The sequence below is a fragment of the Stenotrophomonas sp. STEN030 genome, from assembly GCF_056759995.1.
The window spans coordinates 14,450-35,274 of record NZ_JBRREB010000049.1 but is presented as its reverse complement, the minus strand read 5'-3'; the positions used below and the strand labels follow the sequence as shown (position 1 = coordinate 35,274).

Sequence of the window (20,825 nt, the reverse complement as noted above, 5' to 3'; positions counted from 1 at the left end):
GCAAACCCCTCTACACCGCCATCCGTGAGCGCGGCCACAGCAGCACCGCCAGTTTCAACATCCTGGCTAGAAAGCTGGCCAGAATCGCGTGGGGTGTCTTCAAGAGCGGCCAGAATTTCGATCCGACCATGCTGAGAGTAGGTCAAGCCTGCTTCCAGCAGGCTTGACCGCGAACATAGGATCTCGGCTCTACCCATCCCTGCCAGTCAGACCGGCGGGATCTCGCCGCCGGCCGGGCGCTGCGGCCACACTGTCTTGGCCAGCAGCTCATCGTTCCAGTCAAACGACAACTTACCGTCCTTCAGGAACAAGGCCACGAAGTTGTAGACGTTGCGCGAAAACATCTCGCTGGCATGCACCGCACCCATGCTGGCCAGGTTGAGCGGGCCAGCAACCGTCACCCCACCAACCTCGATGGTTTGGCCCGGCTGGGTGGCCTCGCAGTTGCCACCGGTTTCTGCGGCCAGATCGACGATCACGCTGCCCGGGCGCATGCCCGCCACCATCGCCGCGCTGACGATCTTCGGTGCCGGACGCCCCGGCACGGCAGCGGTGCAGACCACCACATCCACGCCTTTCAGATGCTCGGCCAGGCGGCGTTGCTGTTCGGCACGCTCTTCGTCGGTCAGCTGCCGGGCGTAACCGCCCTCACCTGCCGCGCTGACGCCCAGGTCCAGAAACTTTCCGCCCAGCGATTCAATCTGCTCGCGGGTTTCCGGGCGTACATCGAAGCCTTCTACCGCAGCACCCAGACGCTTGGCGGTGGCAACTGCCTGCAGTCCAGCAACACCTGCACCAACGATCAATACCTTGGACGGACGAATGGTGCCGGCAGCGGTGGTCAGCATCGGGAAGAAGCGCGGGGCAAGCTGCGCGGCGATCAAGGTCGCCTTGTAGCCGGCCATGCCGGCCTGCGAGCTGAGTACGTCCATCGCCTGCGCACGGGTGGTGCGCGGCAATCGTTCCAACGGAAACGTTTGTAGCTGCCGCGCCTGCAGTGCTGCCGCGCGCGCAGGGTCGGCTTCAGGCTGCACGCCACCAACCAATACTGCCCCAATCTTCAGGCGGGCAATGGTGGGCAAGGATGGCGCCTGCACGCACAACAACAGATCCGCGCCTTCCAGCGCGTCACCCAGCTGTGCACCTGCATCCACATAGGCCTGATCGGGGAAGCCCGCGGCCGTACCTGCGCCAGCCTGCAGGTGTACCTGCGCGCCGGCTGAAACAAGCTTTTTCACCGTTTCCGGCGTGGCGGCGACGCGTCGCTCACCTTCAGCGGTTTCCTTCAATACCAAGACATCTACGGCCATTCCAGTCCTCGATGCGCAGCGGATCAACCGCCGGATCGTAGCAAAGCCGGTGCCCTGTGCGGCAGGCCCTGGCCTGCCGGTTTGCAATCAGTGCGCTGCGCCCTGCGGCTCAAGGCGGTCGATCACACCTTGCATGGCGCTGTCGAAGGCGCCGTCATCCACGTGCGGACGCAGGCGTTCCAGTCGCACCATCACCGCCAGTTCCTCCGGCGAGGCCACACAGAAGCGGATGCCACGCCGGTTGACGAACAACAGCCGCGAGGAGATCGGGCTCACCCACGACAGTTTGCCGGCCTGCATCTTGCCGTCCTTGTCGATGAAATCCAGCCAGGTGCCGATCTCCATCCTGCGGAAGCGCTCGGCATCGGTGTCGTCGAAGTCTTCGGCCTTGGTCGCACTGCCAAACTCGATGGCCGGTGTTTCCGGCGCGGGCGGCGTCGGCAGGGCAACCTGTGGCAGCTCTGGCAGCGCGCGCTCCAGTTCCGGACGCAGCTCAGCAATGGACTGCAAAGTGTCGTGCAGCGCATCGATCGCGGTAGTGCCGCCGTCGCCATGCAGGCCAACACTGGCAAACACCTTGCGCAGGCCCGGCTGGCTGGACTGCAGCCACGGCTTGCCGACGATATGACGGCGCGCCTCGACTACTTCTTCCAACACATCGTCGGCCAGCTTCAACGCTTCGCTCACACCTTCACCTTCATCGCCTTCGCGCAGCAGGGTAAGGGTGAGGTGGTGATTCCACGGCTGGCGCAGGAAGTCTTCGATGGCCTTGGGCAGGGCGACGCCGGCAACGCGCTTGTCCAGCTCGGCGGTGGCACGGTTGCGTGCTACTTCCAGTTTTTCCTGGCCGCGTTGGGTTTCGGCGGCGCGGCGCTCGGTGATTTCAATCCGGCGCCGATGCTGGGCCAGGAAGTCCCTGAACTCTTCTTCCAGGGTCAGGAAGATCGCCAGGTTCTCGTTGAACTCGGCGGTCAGCCTTTCAATGATTTCTTCGACCTTGCCCATCAGCGCGCGCTCGGCCTGGCTTTCGCCGGCATTGCCTTCGCAGGCCTCGGCAAGCGAATTGAGCAGCTTGCGCGCCGGGTGGGTCTTCTGCACGAACATGCGCCGGTCGAGCATGGCGACCTTGACGAAGGGCACCACCAACCGGCCGATCAACTCACGCGAGCGGCCTTCCAGATCACGTTCGTCCAGCATCACATCAAACAACATGCCGACCAGATCGATCGCATCCTCGTCCTGCGGGTCCAGATGCGTCTGCTGCGGGTCCACACCCAGCCGCGTCGCCCCGGACAGCACTTCACTCTTGAGCCGCTGTGCCAGTGATTCGCCATCCTCACCCACCGCCGCACGCAGGGTTGCGCTGGGGGTGGCTTGCAGCAGCGACAACACCGACATCATCTCGCGCTGGTTCAAGGAACGCTGATGGCCAGCGCCGCCCTGCCCCGGGTCCGCCGAAGACGCGGAGGCGCCTTCACGGGTCTGCCGGCTCTGCGCCAGCAGCTCGTGCAGTGCTTCCAGCACCATGTTCTGTGGATTGCCGTAGGCCTGTTCGGCATCAAAACCTGCCGCTGCCTGAGCAGCAGCCTGACCGGCCATGCTGCCGCGGCGCTGGGTCCAGCGCTCGGAAAAGCGCCGCGCCCACATCGGCGCGTGGCCCGGATCAAATCCGTCCTCGTCTTCTTGTGCTGCCTGCGCCAGCTGCTCGGCCAAGGGCCGTTGCGCGCTGGTGCGACGCGGTGTGGCGATCTCCGGTGCCGCACCGGCCTGCGCCAGACGCTCGTCCACCGCCTCGTACAGTTTGCCGATACCGGCGGCAAACTCACGCTCGCACAGCTTGAACAGCACCAGCCGCACTTCAGCGGTCAGGTCGCAGGTATAGAACGCCTCGTGAACCGCAACGCCGATATGCTCGGGGCCGATCGGGTTGGTATCGGCATCCAGCGCAGGCACCCCGGCCACCCAGGCCAGGCGGTGATCGATGCGCAGCAATACCTGCTTCCAGTCGCGCAGCAGCACGGTCGCAAAATTGCGCACGGCCAGGCGTGACTCAAGAATGTGTTCGGGCACCAGGCTCAGACCGCCGTCACTCTGACCCGCCAGCACGGTTTCGGCCGACTGCGGGGTACCCGCGTCCAGCGCGGCCCAGGCCTGCTGCAGGTGCGAGTCGAAGCGACGGGAGATTTCATCACGGCGGCGGCGCAGCTCGCGCATGCCATCCAGGAACGCCAGTTGCGACGGGCCAGCCGTCTCGGCGCGGTCGAACAAGGCATCGTCAAACCCCGCCAACACCTTGGCAAAAGCCTGCGACAGCACAGGCAAGGCAGCCTCGCGGGCCACGCCAAGCAGGTTCTGGTTACGACCGGGCTGACCGGCGGGATGCGGACTGGACATCATGCGCAAAGGCTCCACACCCTTACAGGCGCTGCTCTTCTGATAAACGGTTTAGGAAATGCAGACGCGGCCCCTGAATCCGCACGCGCATGGTAGGCGGAGAAGATGAACAGGGTAAGTGATGCAGTGCGCATTTCCCACCTCATGATCGCTTCGCCTCAATACCAGCAATGCTAAGCGTGCCAGCGTTTATTAGCGACCCACGGTTTGTTCAGGGCACACAACGCAGCGCACAAAACTGACCCCGGCCAGCGCGAAGGGGCCGGTACATCGGCGGCGTCTATAATCAATAGCCGCCTCAGCCCCCGTGACCCATGTCCGACAACTGCTTCCTGCAAGCGCTGGATCAGCGCCATTCGGTGCCCTCCCTGCAACTGGGCGAGCCAGCGCCGGACCACGCCACGCAGCTGCGCATGCTGCAATCGGCCGTGCGCGTGCCAGACCACGGCAAGATGGTGCCGTTCCGTTTCCTGCGCCTGCAGGGCGAGGCCCGCCATGCGCTGGGTGAATTCCTGGCCCAGCGCAGCCGCCAGCGCGACCCGCATGCGGCCGAAGCCGCAGTCGAGAAGGACCGCCAGCGCTTCTCCCACGCGCCGCTGATCATCACCGTGATCGCCCGCCTGCAGGAAAACCCCAAGGTGCCCGCGCAGGAACAGCTGCTCACCGCCGGCTGCGTCTGCTTTGCGCTGCTGCAGGCCGCGCAGGGCGTTGGCTTCGGCGCGCAGTGGCTGACCGCCTGGATGACCAGCGACCCGGAAGTCGCCCGCCATCTGGGCTTGGCCAGCAACGAGCAGATCGTCGGCTTCATCCATATCGGCACGCCGAAGATTGCCGTCCCTGACCGCGAGCGGCCCGATCCGGCAGCGCTGCTGCAGGACTGGCAGCCGTGAGCGTTGCCAACGCGCCACTGAAGCCGCTCTATCTGGTTGACGCCAGCCTGTATGTATTCCGCGCCTGGCATTCGATCCCCAACGAGTTCCAGGATGCGCAGGGTTGGCCGGTGAACGCAGTTCACGGTTTTGCTCGCTTCCTGCTCGACCTGCTCGAACGCGAGCGCCCGCAACATATCGCCGTGGCCTTCGACGAAGCGCTGGACAGCTGCTTCCGCCACGCGCTCTATCCTGCCTACAAGGGCAACCGCGACCCGGCCCCGGATGAACTGCGCCGCCAGTTCGCCCACTGCAAGGCGCTGTGTGCCGCGCTGGGGCTGGAAGTGCTGGCTGACCGCGAATACGAGGCCGACGACCTGATCGGCAGCGCCCTGCACGCAAGCCGTGGTCGCTTGCGCGGGGTCATCGTCTCGGCCGACAAGGACTTGTCGCAGCTGCTGCTGGAACACGACGAGCAGTGGGACTACGCCCGCAACCAGCGCTGGGGCGCGGACGGGGTGAAGGCACGGCAAGGCGTGCATGCGCACCAGGTGGCTGACTATCTGGCTCTGTGCGGCGATGCGGTCGACAACATCCCTGGCGTGTCCGGCATTGGCGCCAAGTCCGCGGCGGTGCTGCTGGCCCATTTCGGCAGCATGGACACCCTGCTTGAGCGCATCGACGAAGTACCATTCCTGCGCCTGCGCGGCGCCGCCACCATGGCGGTGCGGCTGCGTGAGCAGCGCGAACAGGCGCTGTTGTTCCGCCAGCTGACCACGGTTGCCTTGAACGCGCCGCTGCACAACCCTGCCGGTGGCTTCGTGCGCGCCAATGGCGACGGCGACATGCTCGGCGGGCTGTGCGAGGCACTGCGTTTCGGCCCGATGACCCGGCGCCGGCTGATGACTGCAGCTGGCCTGCAATCCCCTTCCACTCCAGCCAACGAGTTCGCATGAGCCAGAACACCGCCGAACCCCGCGTCGTATACGAAGGCAAATACCAGCGCATGCTGGTGCGCGGCAGCTGGGAATACAGCGAGCGTACCCATGCCGGCGGCCTGGCCGCGATCATCATCGCGGTCACCCCGGATGATGAAGTGCTGTTCGTCGAACAATTCCGCGTTCCGCTGCAGGCACGCACGATCGAAATGCCGGCGGGACTGGTTGGTGATATCGATGCCGGCGAGTCCATCGAGGTTTCAGCCGTACGCGAGCTGGAAGAAGAGACCGGCTGGACCGCCGATCATGCCGAAGTGCTGATGATCGGCCCCACCTCCTCGGGCGCCAGCAGCGAGAAGATCGCCTTCGTCCGTGCCACCGGCCTGCGCAAGGTCGGCGATGGCGGCGGCGATGCCAGCGAGGACATCACCGTGCACAGTATTCCGCGCGAGCGCGCCGCCGCTTGGCTGGTGGAAAAGATGGGCGAGGGCTACGAACTGGACGCCAAGCTGTGGGCCGGCCTGTGGATGATCGAACACCATCTGGATGGGCGCCCGCGTGGCTGACTCAGGCTTGCACGACGTTACACCACTGCTCGGCGCCGATGATCCGGCGGTGTTCACGGTGCACAACCCGCACGGCGCTTCACCGTTCCTGTTGCTGGCCGACCATGCTGGCCAGCGCGTACCGCAGGCATTGCAGGACCTTGGTCTGCCGCAGGCCGAACTGGACCGTCATATCGGCTGGGATATCGGCATCGCCGGCACCACCCGCGCTCTGGCCGAACGTCTTGACGCCTGGGCAATCGAGCAGACCTATTCGCGACTGCTGATCGACTGCAACCGGCCGCTGGTATCGCCAACGCTGATTCCTGAAGTCAGCGATGGCACCGCTGTTCCCGGCAATCTCAGTCTTGATCCGCAGCAACGCCAACAGCGTATCGACGCGATCCATGCGCCCTACCATGCGCGCATCGATGCCGAGCTGGACCGCCGGCGCGATGCAGGTGTGCCGACCCTGCTGGTGATGATGCATAGCTTCACCCCGGCAATGAACGGCGTACAGCGTCCTTGGCATGCTGGCGTGCTCTATCACCAGGACACCCGCTTTGCACATGCGCTGCTGCAGGCCTTGCGCGAGGAAGGCGATCTGGTGGTGGGCGACAACCAGCCGTATTCGGTCAACAGCAGCAGCGACTATGCGGTGCCGGTACATGGCGAAGGCCGTGGCCTGATGCACGTGGAACTGGAAATCCGCCAGGACCTGATTGCCGATGCGGCTGGGCAGCAAGCGTGGGCGGAGCGACTGGAGCGGATTTTCCGCGGCTTGCAGCCTGCACTGCTCGCCATGCAGAAACCTTGCGCCACTTTGTAGGAGCGGCGTAAGCCGCGAAGCTGGTGGCGTTTCGGACGTAGCGCTTGTAACGCCCCTGCCGAGCATGGCTCGGCACTACAGGTTGTTGCTTCTCTTGTGGGAGCGGCATAAGCCGCGAAGCTGATGCTGGTTCCAGCAACAGCAGTACTTCGCATCATGCATTGCCAGCTTCGCGGCTTATGGCCCGAGGCCACCCAGCGCCGCTCCTACAACAAGCGTCGGCGTTGGCACGTCGGACCATGGAAAAGGTTTGTAGCCCTGCACCTGCAACGGCACACCCAAGGCATCGAAGGTAGCGACAATCCCGGCACAGCGCTTCCGGTCCAGCTGCTCACCCAGACACAACGGCAGATCGCGGCAAGCAGCCAAAGCCTCGCCAATCGATACCGCCAACAACACCGCCACCTGCCGCGCTGCATCCTTCACGTGTTGCGCAGGGCATTGCGCCAGTACCACGTTGAAACTGGCGTAGATACCAGGCCCGACACCAATCGCCAGCGCTGCTGCCTGCTCCGCATCGGAAGCCTCGCCGAGGGCTTCATCGATACCGGGTACCTGCAGGAACGCGTCGTACTCGGCGTAGTAGTCCAGCGCCGCCGCGTAGTCCTCCAGCGTCGATAGCGGGCGCTGGCGCTTCTGCACATCGAGCACATCGGCGAAAGTCGCCGGTTCCAGAAAACTCGACAAGCCCAAGGCACGCGCCGCCGTCGGCAGTTCATCTTCATCGAACGCTTCCGCTTCGCTGGCCGGCAGCCAGAACGATGCGTCCAAGGCACCACCATCACTGGCATGTACCCAGCCGTAGCGTGCCCAGACTTCATCATCGTCATTGCAACTGGCGAAGCTGTCCAAGGTCTGGCGGAGATCCAACAGTTCAATCATGCGTCGCTGGGCTGGCAATCTGCGGAGCTGCAGTCTAGCGGTGCAGGCCGCAGACGCAACGCAACCACCACACCGAATGCGGCGAACAGTGCAGCGCCATATTGCGCATGGACCAATCCCTGCAGCGCCTGCGCGCTGTCGGCCGGCGCGGCTGCACGCGCCGCATTGGCCAGCATCACCAGCACAGCCAGGCCCAACGCGCCGCCGATCTGCTGCGCGGTCGCCGCCATGCCCGAGGCCACGCCTTGCTGCGCGGCAGGAACGCCCTGCCCGGCCACGATCCACATTGCCGTCCACGTCATGCCCTGGCCCAGGCTGAGCAGCACAATGCCTGGCAGCAGTGGCCAGTAAGCCGCGCCGTGCGGCAAGGCGGCAGCAACGCCTGCGATACCCACTGCCCCCGCCGCCAATCCCCACGCCAGCACCTGCCGCGGCGACCGCACCGCCAGCATGCGCTCGGCGATACGGATGCCTACGGTGCACACCAGGGTCGGCGGCAGGAACGCCATGCCCGCCTGCAACGGACTCCAGCCGTAGCCATCCTGGTAGTACAGCGCAAGGAAGTAGTACTGCACGCCGAAGCTGCTCATGAACAACATGGTCAGCCACATCGCTGCGCGCAGCCCCGGCACCCGCAGCAAGGCGAAGTGCATCAGCGGATCGGCACTACGCTTTTCGATCAGCACGAACGCTGCCAGCAACAACAACGACAGCAGCAGGCAAGCCAGCGTTATCGGCGCTGCCCAACCCCATTCCGGCCCTTGTACCAAGGTGGTGACCAGCAGGCTACCGCCCACAGTCACGGTGAAGCAGCCGGCGAGATCGAAGGAACGTCCGCGCGCACGCGGGCCATCCGCTGGCAACCAATAACCACCCAACACTGCACAGGCCCCGGCAATCGGCACGATCACCAGCAGCACCGATGCCCAGCCGAATTGCTGGGTGAGCACGCCACCGAGCAGCGTCCCCAATGCAAGACCACCGGCACTGGCCATGCTCCAGATCGCCAGCGCGCGATTGCGCGGCGCACCTTCGGCGTACAGCGTATTGATCAAAGCCAACGTGGCCGGGAACAGCAAGGCCGCACCGATGCCCTGCACCGCCCGTGCCGCCACCAACAGCCAAGCGCTGCTGCTGAAGCCGCCAACCAGCGAAGCCAACGCGAACAAAGCCATGCCCAGCCGATAGAAACGCCGCTTGCCAAGCAGATCCGCCGCGCGGCCACCCAGCAACAAGCAGCCGCCGAAAGCGACGGTGTAAGCGCTGACCACCCATTGCAGCTGCTGCGCATTGATCTGCAGCGCGCGCCCCATGTCATGCAGGGCGACGAAGATGATGGTTGCGTCGAGCGCGATGATCAGTTGTGCCGTGGCCAGCAGCGCAAGCGCCAGCCGCAGTGTGGCGGAGGGTGGAGACGATGAAACCTGCATTGCGTGAATCCAGAAGCGCGGGGCGCACAGTCTTATTGATGACGTCGCGCAGATAAATCAGGATATGCACATATCTGTAATGCGAATTTGCATCAATGGACGCCATGGACCTCAACGCCGTACGCATGTTGGTGCAGGTTGCCGATGCCCGCAGCTTCACCGTAGCTGCAGGGCAGCTTGGGCTGAGCCAGTCGGGCCTGTCACGGGCAATCAGCCGCCTTGAACAGTCGCTGGGCGTACGCTTGCTCCATCGCAATACCCGCAACGTCAGCCTGACCCCGGATGGACGCCAGTTCGTCGAGCACTGCCAGCCGCTGCTGAGTGGACTGGAAGACGCACAGCGTCAGCTGGGAGATCGCCCCTGTGTTCCCTCAGGCGTACTGAAGCTGACCGCGCCCTCGATGTTCGGGCGCAAGGTTCTGGTGCCCTTGGCCGGAAAACTGATCGCCGCGCATCCGCAACTGCAGTTCGAACTGGTACTCAATGACCGCCTGGTCGACCTGGCCGAAGAAGGTTTTGACGCAGCCCTGCGCACCGGCCCGATCAGCGACGTACGGCTGGTGGCGCGCCCGTTACGGCCCTTGCGTTGGGTAACGGTTGCCGCGCCGGATTACCTTGCCCGCCATGGTCAGCCCGCAACCGTGGAAGCACTGCAGGAACATACCTGCCTGGCGGTGCGCAATCTGCGCAGTGGACGCTTGGTCGACTGGCAGTTCCGGGCGCTGGATGGGCAGATGCACGACTTCACCCCGCCGACGCGAATGGTGTTCGACAGCGGCGACCCGCTGGTGGAAGCCGCGCTGGCAGGCGTCGGCATCGTCCAGGTGATGGACTTCGCCGTCGCCGACGCCCTGGCCGATGGGCGCCTGCAGCGGGTGCTGCAGGCCAATGAAGGACGCAGCCGCGCACTGTCGCTGGTCTATCCACCGTCAAGGCAGGTATCACCCAAGCTGAAGGTTCTGGCAGAGGCATTGCTGGCCGGCGAATGGTGAAACGGCAATGTCACGTTGTCCACACAGGCTGTGCCCTGACGGTTACACAAGCTGTGGATAAGCTCGCACAACCCTTGCGCACCAGACCTTTGCAGACACTGGTGATTTTTTGATCAAGCACAGCCCCTGGTAGTGCCGAGCCATGCTCGGCAGAGGCTTTACCAGTGACCCAACAAATGTGGGAGCGGCATCAGCCGCGAAGCTGGTGACAACGATCAGTCGAGCATTTCTGCGATCTGATCATTTACCAGCTTCGCGGCTGACGCCGCTCCTACAAGATGGTCTATCGGTAACGCCCCTACCGGGCATGGCTCGGCACTACAGGGGCTCGCTTATCAACCGGCGAAGCTGTCGGTTGCGCGTACCAGCGCGTCGACGTTCTCGGCTTCAAATGCCGAGTGGCCGGACGCCGGGCTGATCTGCAGCTGCGCCTTCGGCCAGGCCTTGTGCAGTTCCCAGGCATTGGCCAGCGGGCAGACCACGTCGTAACGGCCGTGCACGATCACACCCGGAATGTGGGCGATCTTGTGCGCGTCGCGCAGCAGCTGGTCTTCCACTTCGAAGAAACCGCCGTTGACGAAGTAATGGTTCTCGATGCGGGCGAAGGCCAGCGCGAACTGCGGGTCTTCGTGGCTGTTGACGAAGTCATCGTCCACATGCAGGAAGCTGGTGGCGCCTTCCCATACGCTCCAGGCCTTCGCAGCGGCCAAACGGGTAGCTTCGTCATCGCTGGTCAGGCGGCGATGGAAGGCCGAGATCAGATCGTGGCGCTCCACTGCCGGGATCGGCTTGAGGTAATGCTCCCAGGCATCCGGGAACAGGCGATTGGCACCTTCCTGGTAGAACCATTCCAGCTCCCAGCGGCGCAGCATGAAGATGCCGCGCAGCACCAGCTCGGTCACGCGCTGCGGGTGGGTTTCGGCATAGGCCAGGGCCAAGGTCGAACCCCAGCTGCCGCCGAATACCTGCCAGCTGTCGACGCCGAGCTTCTCGCGCAGCTTTTCGATGTCGGCGACCAGATCCCAGGTGGTGTTGTCGACCAGGTCTGCATGCGGGGTGGAACGGCCCGAGCCACGCTGATCGAACAGGATGATGCGGTACTTGGCCGGGTCGTGGAACTGGCGCATCTTGTCGCTGCAGCCGCCACCGGGGCCGCCGTGCAGCATCACCACCGGCTTGCCGTTGGGGTTGCCGCATTGTTCGAAATACAGCGTGTGGCGGTCGTCGACCTTGAGCGTGCCGGTGTCGTAGGGCTCGATGGCGGGGTAGAGCGTGCGCATGGCAGCCTCGCTGGGAACAGGACGGCTAGTTTAACGCAGCGATGTTGCGGTCTTGTCTGCGCTACAGCGTTCCATCAAGGCCTCGTGTAAGTCGCAGGGGTGATCCCATCCAACAGCCAGATGCCGTCGAAGCGCTGACGTGCTTCGGGCAGCCTCAATTCATCGGCGTAGTCCATGCCCCACAGCCGGCTGGCCGGATCCTCCTCGCCGGGCAAACTGCCTGCATGCAGATCGACGAACACCGCTGCGGCCGAGGTATCGGCAGTCAAGCGCGATTCGAGCTGCGACGGCCGGGCATCCACCTTGCGAACCTGCTGATCGCTGTAGTCGAGATAACTTCCTTGCGCGCCCGCGTAATGCAACACATAGGTCTGTGTCTGCAGCGCAGGCGGCAAAGCGCGGGTCACGTTGTCCACCACCGGAAAGCCACGCGCATGACCGTCGCGGTAGCCGCCAAGCTTGTTCAGATGCGCGTAGTGCCCCCAGACGACTGCCTTGCGTCCCGGGTAGGCCTGCTCCAGCAACCACTGCAGATTACCGGCCATGACCGGATCGTGTTCGTCGAACGGCCGCAGCTGCCAAGCCACTTCGGCCATGCGTTGCAGGCTGGCGTTGATGCGGCGCCAGAAACCATCGCTGTTGAGTACATCCTCGCCGTGCTCGGCATCCGGCGCGGGTAACAGTTGCAGCAGCCATTGCGAATCTTCAAGGAAGCGATGGCGTGTGCGGGCGTCCGCCATTGCCAGCTTGCCATCGAGCAATTGCTGTACCTGTTGCAGATGCAGCTGCAGGCGCAGCCGTGCCATTTCGTCCAGTGGTTGATGCAGCAAGTGTTCGCGCAGCTGCGGCACCAGCTGGCGACGTGAGAGTCCGCCACTCAAGCGACCATCAAAACCAGCCAGCTGCATCGCATCCGGCGCATCACGTTGTGCATCCAGATAGTCGTACAACGGCCAGACCTCGGCGCTGTTGGCATACATGTAGAAGATGTTGCCCGGCGCGTTGGCACGCAGTGGCAGCCGCGATTGCCATAGGCGGGTGACATCGAACAAGCCGCTTTCCAGCACCAGCAAGTCGAAGCCCTTGCGCTCATGCAGGTAGCGCACGGTGCGTACCTTGCTCTCGTAGATATTGCCTTCGCCATGCGTGAGCTCATCAAGCATGACGATGCGCTTGTCGCCGATGGCCTCACCCAAGGGCGCCAGATCTGCGAAGTCATCCTGCATCGGCGAGCCTTCACGCAAGGGATGGATGGGGGCTTGTTTGCTGGTGGCTGGCGCTGCGGCGCAGCCCAGTGATGTGACCAGTAATACGGCAGCGAACGCGGTACGGATCATCGGCACCCCCGGCTTGGAAATGGCGATGCTACGGGAGATCCCGGCGTGTGTGATACGGACAGAAAATGGCTTCAATGACCAGCTTGAACAGTACTTTTGGCCCTGCTTTGGCTTTGGCTTTGGCTTTGGTTCCGCTTCTCGATGCTGTCATTCCTACGAAGGTGGGAATGACCAGCTGAAAAGCAGCAAGAGCGAGCGCAACAGCAGCGACAACAACCTCAACCCGGCCAACGCCCCAGCGTCACCCGATCACGCTGTTCCAGATCCTGCACCGTCTGCGCTTCCACAAACCCGGCCTGCTCCAGCAGCGCGCGGATCGCCTCGCCCTGATCCCAGCCATGCTCCAGCAGCAACCAGCCACCGGGCACCAGATGCTCATGCGCGAAGGCAACAATCTCGCGGATCGCGTCCAAGCCATCCGGCCCCGAGGCCAAGGCCGGCGGTGGCTCGAAACGCAGATCACCCTGCACCAGATGCGGGTCGCCAGCGGCGATGTACGGCGGGTTGCTGACGATCATGTCGAAGCGATCCGCACCCAGCGCCGTGTACCAGTGCCCACGCCGGAACCACACGTTCTCCAGACCGTGCGCCTGTGCGTTCTTCACCGCAACCGCCAAGGTTGGGCCCAGCACATCGGTCGCCATCACCGTGGCCAGTGGCCGTTCACTGGCGATCGACAAGGCAATCGCGCCGCTGCCGGTGCCCATGTCGGCCACCCGCACCATGTCATCGGCCGGCAGCCGTGCCAGTGCCTGCTCGACCAGCAGCTCGGTTTCGGGACGCGGAATGAGGGTCGCCGTGTTGACCTGCAGGTCCAGGGTCCAGAAGCCGCGACGGCCGGTCAGGTAGGCCAGCGGGTGACCCTCGGCACGACGCGCCAGCAGCAGCTCGAAGCGCTCGCGTACCTCGGCATCCACCTCGTCGGTGGCATGGGCGAACAACCAAGCCCGCTCCACGCCCAGCACGTGGATCAGCAACTGCTCGGCCTCATGACGGGAATCTTCACCCGGCAGGCGTGCAGCGGCCTCCCGCAACAGCTCGGCAACCTTCAACGTGGACACTGCATTACCTCTTCGCGGCTTCTTTCAGGAGGGCGAGGATAGTCAGCGCGCCCGCCCCTGCCTACCGCCATGATCCTTGCCTAAGGATTAATCCCATCTATGTCACACCGTTCAGCTTGGCCCTGAATGGCTTGGAAAGCCCGCAAAGCACCCGATATCAGGCCTTGAGGCAGTTTCAGGGCATTGTTTGATAGGCATTATCTATTGATACGATGCATCCAATTCATTTGTTTTATTAGTTTCTGCCTATTAGTCTTTGCTCCAACGATTCACCCCGCCCTACACCCAAGAGGAAACTTCATGTCCCTTATCAACACCCAGGTCCAGCCGTTCAAGGTCAATGCGTTCCACAACGGCAAGTTCATTGAAGTCACCGACGAATCGCTGAAGGGCAAGTGGTCGGTCCTGATCTTCATGCCGGCAGCCTTCACCTTCAACTGCCCGACCGAGATCGAAGACGCCGCTGAAAACTATGCCGAGTTCCAGAAGGCCGGTGCCGAGGTCTACATCGTGACCACCGATACCCACTTCTCGCACAAGGTGTGGCACGAAACCTCGCCGGCAGTGGGCAAGGCCAAGTTCCCGCTGGTCGGCGACCCGACCCATCAGCTGACCAACGCCTTCGGCGTGCACATCCCGGAAGAAGGCCTGGCCCTGCGTGGCACCTTCGTGATCAACCCGGAAGGCGTGATCAAGACCTCGGAGATCCACTCCAACGAGATCGCCCGTGACGTGTCCGAGACCCTGCGCAAGCTGAAGGCTGCCCAGTTCACCGCCGCTCACCCGAACGAAGTGTGCCCGGCCAAGTGGAAGGAAGGCGAAAAGACCCTGACCCCGTCGCTGGACCTGGTCGGCAAGATCTAACAAGTCTTACCCGCTCCCACCCCGCCCTAGCGGCGGGCGTGGGGGTGAACCGCAGCGTGTTGATGCCAGCCAGCACCACGCCCGCACGCCACGCAGCCCGCTGCGGTTCACCCCTACATATTTACTGGCGCCCCGCTTCACGCAGGGGCGTCACTCCCCCGCTTTGCCTCAACGAAGGAGTTGACCGTGCTCGATGACAGCCTCAAGACCCAGCTGCAGCAGTACATGGGCCTGCTGCGCCAGCCACTGCGCCTGATCGCCTCGCTCGACGACAGCAGCGCCAGCCAGGACATGCGCGGCCTGCTTGACGATATCGTCGCGGCCGGTGGCGGCAAGATCACCCTGGATACCTCCGGCAACGATGTGCGCAAGCCTTCGTTCGTGATTGCCCGCGAAGGCCAGAACCACGGCGTGCGCTTCGCCGGCCTGCCGCTGGGCCACGAATTTGAATCCCTGGTACTGGCCCTGCTGTGGACCGGCGGCCATCCGCCGAAGGTCGCGCAGGAAGTCATCGACAGCATCACCGCGATCGACGGCGAGTACAGCTTCGACGTCTATATGTCGCTGACCTGCCACAACTGCCCGGACGTGGTGCAGGCGCTGGCGCTGATGGCGATCCTGAACCCGAAGATCAGCACCACGGTGATCGAGGGCGGTACGTTCCAGCAGGAAGTGGAACAGCGCCAGGTGATGGCGGTGCCGATGGTGTTCCAGGGTGGCGAGATGTTCGATTCCGGCCGCATGAGCCTGGAGCAGATCGTCGCCAAGCTCGATACCGGCGCCGTTGCCCGCGAGGCCGAGAAGATCAAGGCCAAGGATGCATTCGACGTGCTGGTGGTGGGCGGTGGCCCGGCCGGTGCTGCAGCGGCGATCTATGCCGCACGCAAGGGTATCCGCACTGGCGTTGCTGCCGAGCGTTTCGGCGGCCAGGTGCTGGACACCATGGCGATCGAGAACTTCATCTCGGTGCAGCACACCGAAGGCCCGAAGCTGGCTGCCGCGCTCGAAGCCCACGTACGTGAGTACGAGGTGGACATCATGAACCTGCAGCGAGCGACCAAGCTGGTGCCGGCCGGTGCCGATGGGCTGGTCGAAGTGCAGCTGGAGAACGGTGCCTCGCTGAAGTCCAAGACAGTGATCCTGTCCACTGGTGCCCGCTGGCGGCAGATGAACGTGCCGGGCGAAGACGAGTACCGCAACAAGGGCGTGGCCTACTGCCCGCACTGTGACGGTCCGCTGTTCAAGGGCAAGCGCGTGGCGGTGATCGGCGGCGGCAACTCCGGCGTGGAAGCAGCCATCGACCTGGCCGGCATCGTCAGCCATGTCACCGTGTTCGAGTTCGACAGCAAGCTGCGCGCCGACCAGGTATTGCAGGCCAAGCTCAACAGCCTGCCCAACGTGAAGGTGGTGCTCAACGCACAGACCACCGAAGTGCTGGGCGACGGCCAGAAGGTCAACGGTCTGGTCTATACCGACCGCGTCGGTGGCGATTCGCACCGGGTCGAACTGGAAGGCATCTTCGTGCAGATCGGCCTGCTGCCGAACACCGAGTGGCTGCGTGGCACGGTGGAGCTGAGCGGTCGCGGCGAGATCATCATCGATGATCGCGGCCAGACCAATGTGCCGGGCGTGTTTGCGGCCGGTGACTGCACCACGGTGCCGTACAAGCAGATCATCATCGCAATGGGTGCTGGTTCGACTGCCGCGCTCAGTGCCTTCGATCATCTGATCCGTACACCGGTGCTGCAGCCTGCAGCGGTAGAAGTTGAAACCGCCTGAAGCCCTCAAAGCCCCGCATCGCGGGGCTTTGGTTTGACCGCGCCGGCAACTGCCGGCGCCTGCATGAGCGGAGCCCGACATGAACCTTCGTGACCTGAAATACCTGGTGGCGCTGGCCGAGCACAAGCACTTCGGCCGTGCCGCTGCGGCCAGCTTCGTCAGCCAGCCCACCCTGTCCACCCAGATCAAGAAGCTGGAAGAAGAACTCGGCGTGCCGCTGGTGGAGCGTGCCCCGCGCAAAGTGATGCTGACCCCGGCCGGCCGCGAAGCCGCAGCGCGGGCACGCAATATCGTTGCCGAAGTGGAACAGATGAAGGAAGCCGCACGCCGCGCGCGCGACCCCGAAGCCGGCACCGTGCGTCTGGGAATTTTCCCGACCTTGGGCCCGTATCTGTTGCCTCATGTAGTACCGGCGATCCGCCAGCGCTTCCCGCAACTGGAGATGCTGCTGGTCGAGGAAAAGAGCGATGTGCTGATGGCGCAGCTGCGCAACGGCCAGCTCGATGCCGCAATACTGGCGCTGCCAATCGCCGACGAGCAGCTGCACACCGAATTCCTGTTCGAGGAACCCTTCGTGCTGGCTGCGCCGGAAGGCCACCCACTGACCAGCCACCCCTCGCTGACGTTGGATGACCTGTCCGACCAACGCCTGTTGCTGTTGCAGGACGGTCACTGCCTGCGCGATCAGGCATTGGATGTCTGCCATATGGCCGGCGCGCTGGAAAAATCCGAGTTCCAGGCCACCAGCCTGGAGACTCTGCGGCAGATGGTCGCGGCCAACGTAGGCGTCACCCTGCTGCCGATGCTTGCGGTGAAGCCGCCGGTGGCGCGCTCGGAGAACGTGCGGTTGATCCCGTTTGCGGGCAATCCGCAGCCGAATCGCAGGATCGGCATGGTCTGGCGCCGCAGTTCGGCGATGGGCGCATTTCTGGAGCAGTTCTCGCAGTTGTTCAAACAGCTGCCGGCTGGGTTGTTGGAGGCGCCGGCGGAACCGGCGCGGGTTCAAGCTTAAAAGCTGACCCCTCCCCGGCCCTCCCTTGCGCCGCAGGCGGAGGGGAGGGTTGGGGAGGGGTCAGGCTTTGCCCCAAAACCTGAACATTCCCCTCGCCCACATTGCATCCGGGCCGCACCGGCCCCATGATCTTCACAGGGTCGTCTACGGCCCGTTTCACCAGCACAATAGAAATCCGGGCGGCGCCGACAAAGCGTCGCCTTTTGCTTGCTCTTCAATCAGATAAGGAATTCCCATGACCAGCCACAGCGGTCTGCCACCATCCATCGTTGTTTCCACCCGTGACATGGCCCGTCTTGAGGCCCTGCTGGACTCCCCGGCGCTGAGCCGGCACCCGGCCGCTGTTGCCCTTGCGCAGGAACTTGAGCGCGCGCAGGTGCTGCCGCCGGAAGAAATCCCCGAAGGCATCGTCACCATGCACTCCCGTGTGGACTGCGAAGACGAACTGCACAACGAAAAACATTCCCTGACCCTGGTCTATCCGCACGAAGCGGACTTCGACAAGGGCCGCGTGTCCGTGCTGGCACCGGTCGGCAGCGCCCTGCTGGGCTTGTCGGTTGGCCAGACCATCGACTGGACCGCACCGGGCGGCCGCAAGCTGCGCCTGCGCGTCACCGCTGTTCACTACCAGCCCGAAGCGGCTGGCGATTTCCACCGCTGAGCGCACTGCGCCGCACCTGCAACAGGAAACCATGATGTCCCAGGCCCCCTCCAAGCTCGCCCAGCTGCGTGAACTGTCCGTCGTCGTCGCCGATACCGGCGATTACGACGCCATCAAGCGCCTGCGCCCAGTCGACTGCACCACCAACCCGACGCTGGTGAAAAAAGCCCTCGACCTGCCGGTGTACGCCGGCCTGATCGAGCGCGAGCTGCAGTGGGGCCGCGCCCAAAGCGGTGACAAGCAGAGCATCGCCAATGCCGTGGTCGATCGCCTGACCGTTGGCGTGGGCACCATGCTGGCCGAGCTGGTACCGGGCCGTGTTTCCACCGAAGTGGATGCCGACCAGGCGCACAACACCGAGGCGACGATTGCCAAAGCGCGCGAGTTCATCGCCATGTACGAAGCGGCCGGCGTGCCGCGCAGCAAGGTGCTGATCAAGATTGCCGCCACCTGGGCGGGCGTGGAAGCTGCACGCGTGCTGCAGGCCGAAGGCATCGACTGCAACCTGACCCTGATCTTCAACCCGACCCAGGCGCTGGCCTGCTCGGAAGCCGGTTCCTTCCTGATCTCGCCGTTCGTCGGCCGCATCCTGGACTGGTACGTGGCCAACGGCCAGACCCCGGCCAGCATTGATGAAGACCCGGGCGTGGTGTTCGTGCGCGGCGTGTTTGCCGAGTTCAAGCGCCGCGGCTCCAACACCGTTGTCATGGGTGCCTCGTTCCGTTCGACCGCGCAGATTGAAGCGCTGGCCGGTTGTGACCGTCTGACGATCTCGCCGGATCTGCTGGAGAAGCTGGATGCAGCTTTTGGTGAGCTGCCGCGCAAGCTGGTTGCTGGTGCTGCTGAAGCAGTGAATGCCGCTGCGATCGATGAAGCCAAGTTTGATGCGGATATGGCGGCTGATCCGATGGCTACGGAGAAGTTGGCTACTGGTATTGAAGCGTTTGCGAAGGATCTGCAGACCTTGCGTCAGCGGATTGCGGATGAGCTTGGGAACTGACAGTTCAAGCAAAGTCTGACCACTCCCTTCTCCCGCGAGCGGGAGAAGGTGCCCCGAAGGGGCGGATGAGGGGAAGCTTTTAGAGCTTTAAAAGCTTTTGCTCCACGTGCTTTAAGAGCGCCCTCACCCCAACCCCTCTCCCGCATGCGGGAGAGGGGCTTAATCAAAATCAAAAAACTCCCAGCTCCAGCCCTGCTGCGAGTAGCGCGCCCAGCTCTCGGCCTCGCGCCAGCTGCTCCTCCGGCAGCGTTTTCCCGGCAACAATCGCCTCCGCCGTCTGTGCCTGCGTACACACCAGCACCGGCTCAGCCACTTCTTTCAAACGCAAACCCAACGCCACCCTGCGCAGCTGCGCAATCGTCGGCAGACCATCCGATCCTGCACATACCAGCAGCGCATATGGCTTGCCTTCGCAGCGCCCCAACAGCGGGTAATAGCTGCGATCAAAGAAATCCTTCATCGCCCCGCTCATCGAAGCCAATGTCTCCGGCGTGGCAAACACCACCGCATCGGCGGCAAGCACATCGTCCGCACCCGCATCTGCAGCGCGCAACGCAATCACCTGCACCGCATCACCGGTACTCGCGCGTGCACCCTGCAGCAATGCTTCCACCATCGCCGCAGTAGCGCCGGTAAAGCTGTGCCACACCACCAGTAAACGGCGCGGTGTGGCACTCACAGCTCAGACATCCAGACCAATCGGGCAGCTCACACCGGTACCGCCGATGCCGCAATAACCATTGGGATTCTTCGCCAGATACTGCTGGTGGTAATCCTCGGCGTAATAGAACGGCGGTGCCGGAAACACGATCTCGGTAGTGATCTCACCAAAACCCGATGCCGTCAGCTGCTGCTGGTAGGCAGCACGGCTGGCAATAGCCGCGTCGTACTGTTCCTGCGTGTGGCAGTAGATCGCGGACCGATATTGGGTGCCGGTATCGTTGCCCTGGCGCATGCCCTGGGTGGGATTGTGGTTTTCCCAGAAGGTGCGCAGCACGGCTTCCAGCGTCACCTGCGCCGGATCAAATACCACCCGCACCACCTCGGTGTGGCCGGTAAGGCCGGAACAGGCTTCTTCATAGGTCGGATTCGGGGTGACGCCGCCCTGGTAGCCCACCGCCGTGGTCACCACACCCGGCAGCTGCCAGAACTTGCGCTCGGCGCCCCAGAAGCAGCCCAGGCCCACGTCCAGCACCTGCAATCCATCGAAATCGGCCTGCAGGGGCTGGCCGTTGACGAAATGCTGATTGTGCAGCGGCAGTGGCGTGTCCCGCCCCGGCAGTGCTTCTTCCGGGCGCGGCAGGCGCTGCTTGAACGCGCCGATGCCCAGTATTCCTTGGCCAATTCCCAACATGGTCAGTTCCTCAGGCCGGGAGGAATCCCGGCGCTTCATCGTCATCCAAGATGGGGTCGGCGGGGCCATCGTCCAAGCCCAAGGCAGTGACGATCTCCTCGGCTTCAGGCTTGGCCGAATCGGGCACACAGACCCGCAGCAGGCCAAACAGGGGCAGCTCGCCCCCCGCGCCCAGCAAGGACTCACCGAATACGAAGGCCGGGATGCCGACATCTTCCAGTGCGTGCTTGACCAGATGGGCGTCGAACAGATTATTGGTCTGGTAGATCAGCTGCATGGGGTTCTCCG

Annotated in this window: 20 protein-coding genes and 1 pseudogene; 11 read left to right on the top strand and 10 right to left on the bottom strand. The window is 63.8% G+C overall.

Annotation, left to right across the window (positions count from 1 at the left end; genetic code table 11):
- Positions 1–167, top strand: a pseudogene (locus ACVOLR_RS15905) (IS110 family transposase); the annotation flags it as partial.
- Between the two features lie 39 nt (positions 168–206).
- Here the strand turns inward: ACVOLR_RS15905 and ACVOLR_RS15900 are convergent.
- A complete protein-coding gene (locus ACVOLR_RS15900; RefSeq protein ID WP_481537294.1) occupies positions 207–1,310 on the bottom strand; it encodes an NAD(P) transhydrogenase subunit alpha in 1,104 nt (367 codons plus the stop codon).
- Between the two features lie 87 nt (positions 1,311–1,397).
- On the bottom strand, positions 1,398–3,707 hold the full coding sequence (locus tag ACVOLR_RS15895; RefSeq protein WP_481537293.1) for a DUF1631 domain-containing protein: 2,310 nt from the start codon (positions 3,705–3,707) through the stop codon (positions 1,398–1,400).
- A gap of 311 nt (positions 3,708–4,018) precedes the next feature.
- Here ACVOLR_RS15895 and ACVOLR_RS15890 point away from each other — a divergent pair, with 311 nt between their 5' ends.
- The 4 genes from ACVOLR_RS15890 to ACVOLR_RS15875 are packed head-to-tail and all read left to right on the top strand — an operon-like array spanning position 4,019 to position 6,885.
- Positions 4,019–4,594 (top strand): nitroreductase family protein, encoded by a 576-nt coding sequence (locus ACVOLR_RS15890; RefSeq protein WP_481537292.1) that lies wholly within the window; start codon positions 4,019–4,021, stop codon positions 4,592–4,594.
- Entirely contained in the window at positions 4,582–5,529 is a 948-nt protein-coding gene (locus ACVOLR_RS15885; RefSeq protein ID WP_481537298.1) for a 5'-3' exonuclease, read from the top strand. The genes ACVOLR_RS15890 and ACVOLR_RS15885 overlap by 13 nt, the downstream gene beginning before the upstream one ends.
- A complete protein-coding gene (locus tag ACVOLR_RS15880) occupies positions 5,526–6,077 on the top strand; it encodes an NUDIX hydrolase (protein WP_481537291.1) in 552 nt (183 codons plus the stop codon). Before ACVOLR_RS15885 ends, ACVOLR_RS15880 begins: the two co-directional genes overlap by 4 nt.
- Positions 6,070–6,885: an N-formylglutamate amidohydrolase gene (locus tag ACVOLR_RS15875; RefSeq protein ID WP_481537290.1), complete on the top strand. Its 816-nt coding sequence runs from the start codon at positions 6,070–6,072 to the stop codon at positions 6,883–6,885. The genes ACVOLR_RS15880 and ACVOLR_RS15875 overlap by 8 nt, the downstream gene beginning before the upstream one ends.
- Positions 6,886–7,062: 177 nt before the next feature.
- Here ACVOLR_RS15875 and ACVOLR_RS15870 read toward each other — a convergent pair whose 3' ends face one another.
- A complete protein-coding gene (locus ACVOLR_RS15870; RefSeq protein WP_481537289.1) occupies positions 7,063–7,767 on the bottom strand; it encodes a DUF7716 domain-containing protein in 705 nt (234 codons plus the stop codon).
- Positions 7,764–9,197 (bottom strand): MFS transporter, encoded by a 1,434-nt coding sequence (locus ACVOLR_RS15865; protein ID WP_481537288.1) that lies wholly within the window; start codon positions 9,195–9,197, stop codon positions 7,764–7,766. Before ACVOLR_RS15865 ends, ACVOLR_RS15870 begins: the two co-directional genes overlap by 4 nt.
- A gap of 104 nt (positions 9,198–9,301) precedes the next feature.
- Here ACVOLR_RS15865 and ACVOLR_RS15860 point away from each other — a divergent pair, with 104 nt between their 5' ends.
- Positions 9,302–10,189, top strand: a complete 888-nt coding sequence (locus ACVOLR_RS15860) for a LysR family transcriptional regulator (RefSeq protein WP_481537297.1) — start codon at positions 9,302–9,304, stop codon at positions 10,187–10,189.
- 335 nt (positions 10,190–10,524) lie between these two features.
- Here the strand turns inward: ACVOLR_RS15860 and pip are convergent, their stop codons facing one another.
- The 3 genes from pip to prmC all read right to left on the bottom strand — a co-directional run bounded on the left by pip (position 10,525) and on the right by prmC (position 13,867).
- Positions 10,525–11,469 carry a prolyl aminopeptidase gene (gene pip / locus ACVOLR_RS15855; RefSeq protein WP_481537287.1) on the bottom strand — a complete coding sequence of 315 codons (945 nt, stop codon included), beginning with the start codon at positions 11,467–11,469 and terminating at the stop codon, positions 10,525–10,527.
- Between the two features lie 74 nt (positions 11,470–11,543).
- Entirely contained in the window at positions 11,544–12,806 is a 1,263-nt protein-coding gene (locus ACVOLR_RS15850) for an erythromycin esterase family protein (protein WP_481537286.1), read from the bottom strand.
- Positions 12,807–13,024: 218 nt separating this feature from the next.
- Positions 13,025–13,867 (bottom strand): peptide chain release factor N(5)-glutamine methyltransferase, encoded by an 843-nt coding sequence (gene prmC / locus ACVOLR_RS15845; protein ID WP_481537285.1) that lies wholly within the window; start codon positions 13,865–13,867, stop codon positions 13,025–13,027.
- A gap of 300 nt (positions 13,868–14,167) precedes the next feature.
- On the opposite strand from prmC, the gene ahpC reads away from it, so the two are divergent.
- The 5 genes from ahpC to ACVOLR_RS15820 all read left to right on the top strand — a co-directional run bounded on the left by ahpC (position 14,168) and on the right by ACVOLR_RS15820 (position 19,183).
- A complete protein-coding gene (gene ahpC, locus ACVOLR_RS15840; protein WP_481532383.1) occupies positions 14,168–14,731 on the top strand; it encodes an alkyl hydroperoxide reductase subunit C in 564 nt (187 codons plus the stop codon).
- A gap of 186 nt (positions 14,732–14,917) precedes the next feature.
- Complete coding sequence (gene ahpF, locus ACVOLR_RS15835) at positions 14,918–16,510, top strand: alkyl hydroperoxide reductase subunit F (protein ID WP_481537284.1); 1,593 nt, start codon at positions 14,918–14,920, stop codon at positions 16,508–16,510.
- 79 nt (positions 16,511–16,589) lie between these two features.
- Entirely contained in the window at positions 16,590–17,522 is a 933-nt protein-coding gene (locus tag ACVOLR_RS15830) for a LysR substrate-binding domain-containing protein (protein WP_481537283.1), read from the top strand.
- A 235-nt stretch (positions 17,523–17,757) separates the two neighbouring features.
- Positions 17,758–18,183: a nucleoside diphosphate kinase regulator gene (rnk, locus tag ACVOLR_RS15825; protein WP_282272444.1), complete on the top strand. Its 426-nt coding sequence runs from the start codon at positions 17,758–17,760 to the stop codon at positions 18,181–18,183.
- 34 nt (positions 18,184–18,217) lie between these two features.
- Positions 18,218–19,183: a transaldolase gene (locus ACVOLR_RS15820; RefSeq protein WP_481537282.1), complete on the top strand. Its 966-nt coding sequence runs from the start codon at positions 18,218–18,220 to the stop codon at positions 19,181–19,183.
- 169 nt (positions 19,184–19,352) lie between these two features.
- Here ACVOLR_RS15820 and ACVOLR_RS15815 read toward each other — a convergent pair whose 3' ends face one another.
- From ACVOLR_RS15815 to ACVOLR_RS15805, 3 genes are read right to left on the bottom strand one after another with little or no spacing between them, the layout of a single operon-like run.
- The gene (locus ACVOLR_RS15815; protein WP_481537281.1) at positions 19,353–19,862 is read right to left on the bottom strand and encodes a flavodoxin family protein; all 510 of its coding nucleotides are present in this window, start codon (positions 19,860–19,862) and stop codon (positions 19,353–19,355) included.
- Between the two features lie 3 nt (positions 19,863–19,865).
- Positions 19,866–20,516, bottom strand: a complete 651-nt coding sequence (gene msrA / locus ACVOLR_RS15810) for a peptide-methionine (S)-S-oxide reductase MsrA (RefSeq protein WP_481537296.1) — start codon at positions 20,514–20,516, stop codon at positions 19,866–19,868.
- A gap of 31 nt (positions 20,517–20,547) precedes the next feature.
- A complete protein-coding gene (locus ACVOLR_RS15805) occupies positions 20,548–20,814 on the bottom strand; it encodes a putative signal transducing protein (RefSeq protein WP_481537280.1) in 267 nt (88 codons plus the stop codon).
- Positions 20,815–20,825: the final 11 nt, after the last annotated feature.

Bases quoted from the DNA above. Each gene is read 5' to 3' on its own strand.
- ACVOLR_RS15900 (WP_481537294.1), bottom strand. From the start codon at position 1,310: ATGGCCGTAGATGTCTTGGTATTGAAGGAAACCGCTGAAGGTGAGCGA.
- ACVOLR_RS15895 (WP_481537293.1), bottom strand. From the start codon at position 3,707: ATGATGTCCAGTCCGCATCCCGCCGGTCAGCCCGGTCGTAACCAGAAC.
- ACVOLR_RS15890 (WP_481537292.1), top strand. From the start codon at position 4,019: ATGTCCGACAACTGCTTCCTGCAAGCGCTGGATCAGCGCCATTCGGTG.
- ACVOLR_RS15880 (WP_481537291.1), top strand. From the start codon at position 5,526: ATGAGCCAGAACACCGCCGAACCCCGCGTCGTATACGAAGGCAAATAC.
- ACVOLR_RS15870 (WP_481537289.1), bottom strand. From the start codon at position 7,767: ATGATTGAACTGTTGGATCTCCGCCAGACCTTGGACAGCTTCGCCAGT.
- ACVOLR_RS15865 (WP_481537288.1), bottom strand. From the start codon at position 9,197: ATGCAGGTTTCATCGTCTCCACCCTCCGCCACACTGCGGCTGGCGCTT.
- ACVOLR_RS15860 (WP_481537297.1), top strand. From the start codon at position 9,302: ATGGACCTCAACGCCGTACGCATGTTGGTGCAGGTTGCCGATGCCCGC.
- pip (WP_481537287.1), bottom strand. From the start codon at position 11,469: ATGCGCACGCTCTACCCCGCCATCGAGCCCTACGACACCGGCACGCTC.
- ACVOLR_RS15850 (WP_481537286.1), bottom strand. From the start codon at position 12,806: ATGATCCGTACCGCGTTCGCTGCCGTATTACTGGTCACATCACTGGGC.
- ahpC (WP_481532383.1), top strand. From the start codon at position 14,168: ATGTCCCTTATCAACACCCAGGTCCAGCCGTTCAAGGTCAATGCGTTC.
- ACVOLR_RS15830 (WP_481537283.1), top strand. From the start codon at position 16,590: ATGAACCTTCGTGACCTGAAATACCTGGTGGCGCTGGCCGAGCACAAG.
- rnk (WP_282272444.1), top strand. From the start codon at position 17,758: ATGACCAGCCACAGCGGTCTGCCACCATCCATCGTTGTTTCCACCCGT.
- ACVOLR_RS15820 (WP_481537282.1), top strand. From the start codon at position 18,218: ATGTCCCAGGCCCCCTCCAAGCTCGCCCAGCTGCGTGAACTGTCCGTC.
- ACVOLR_RS15805 (WP_481537280.1), bottom strand. From the start codon at position 20,814: ATGCAGCTGATCTACCAGACCAATAATCTGTTCGACGCCCATCTGGTC.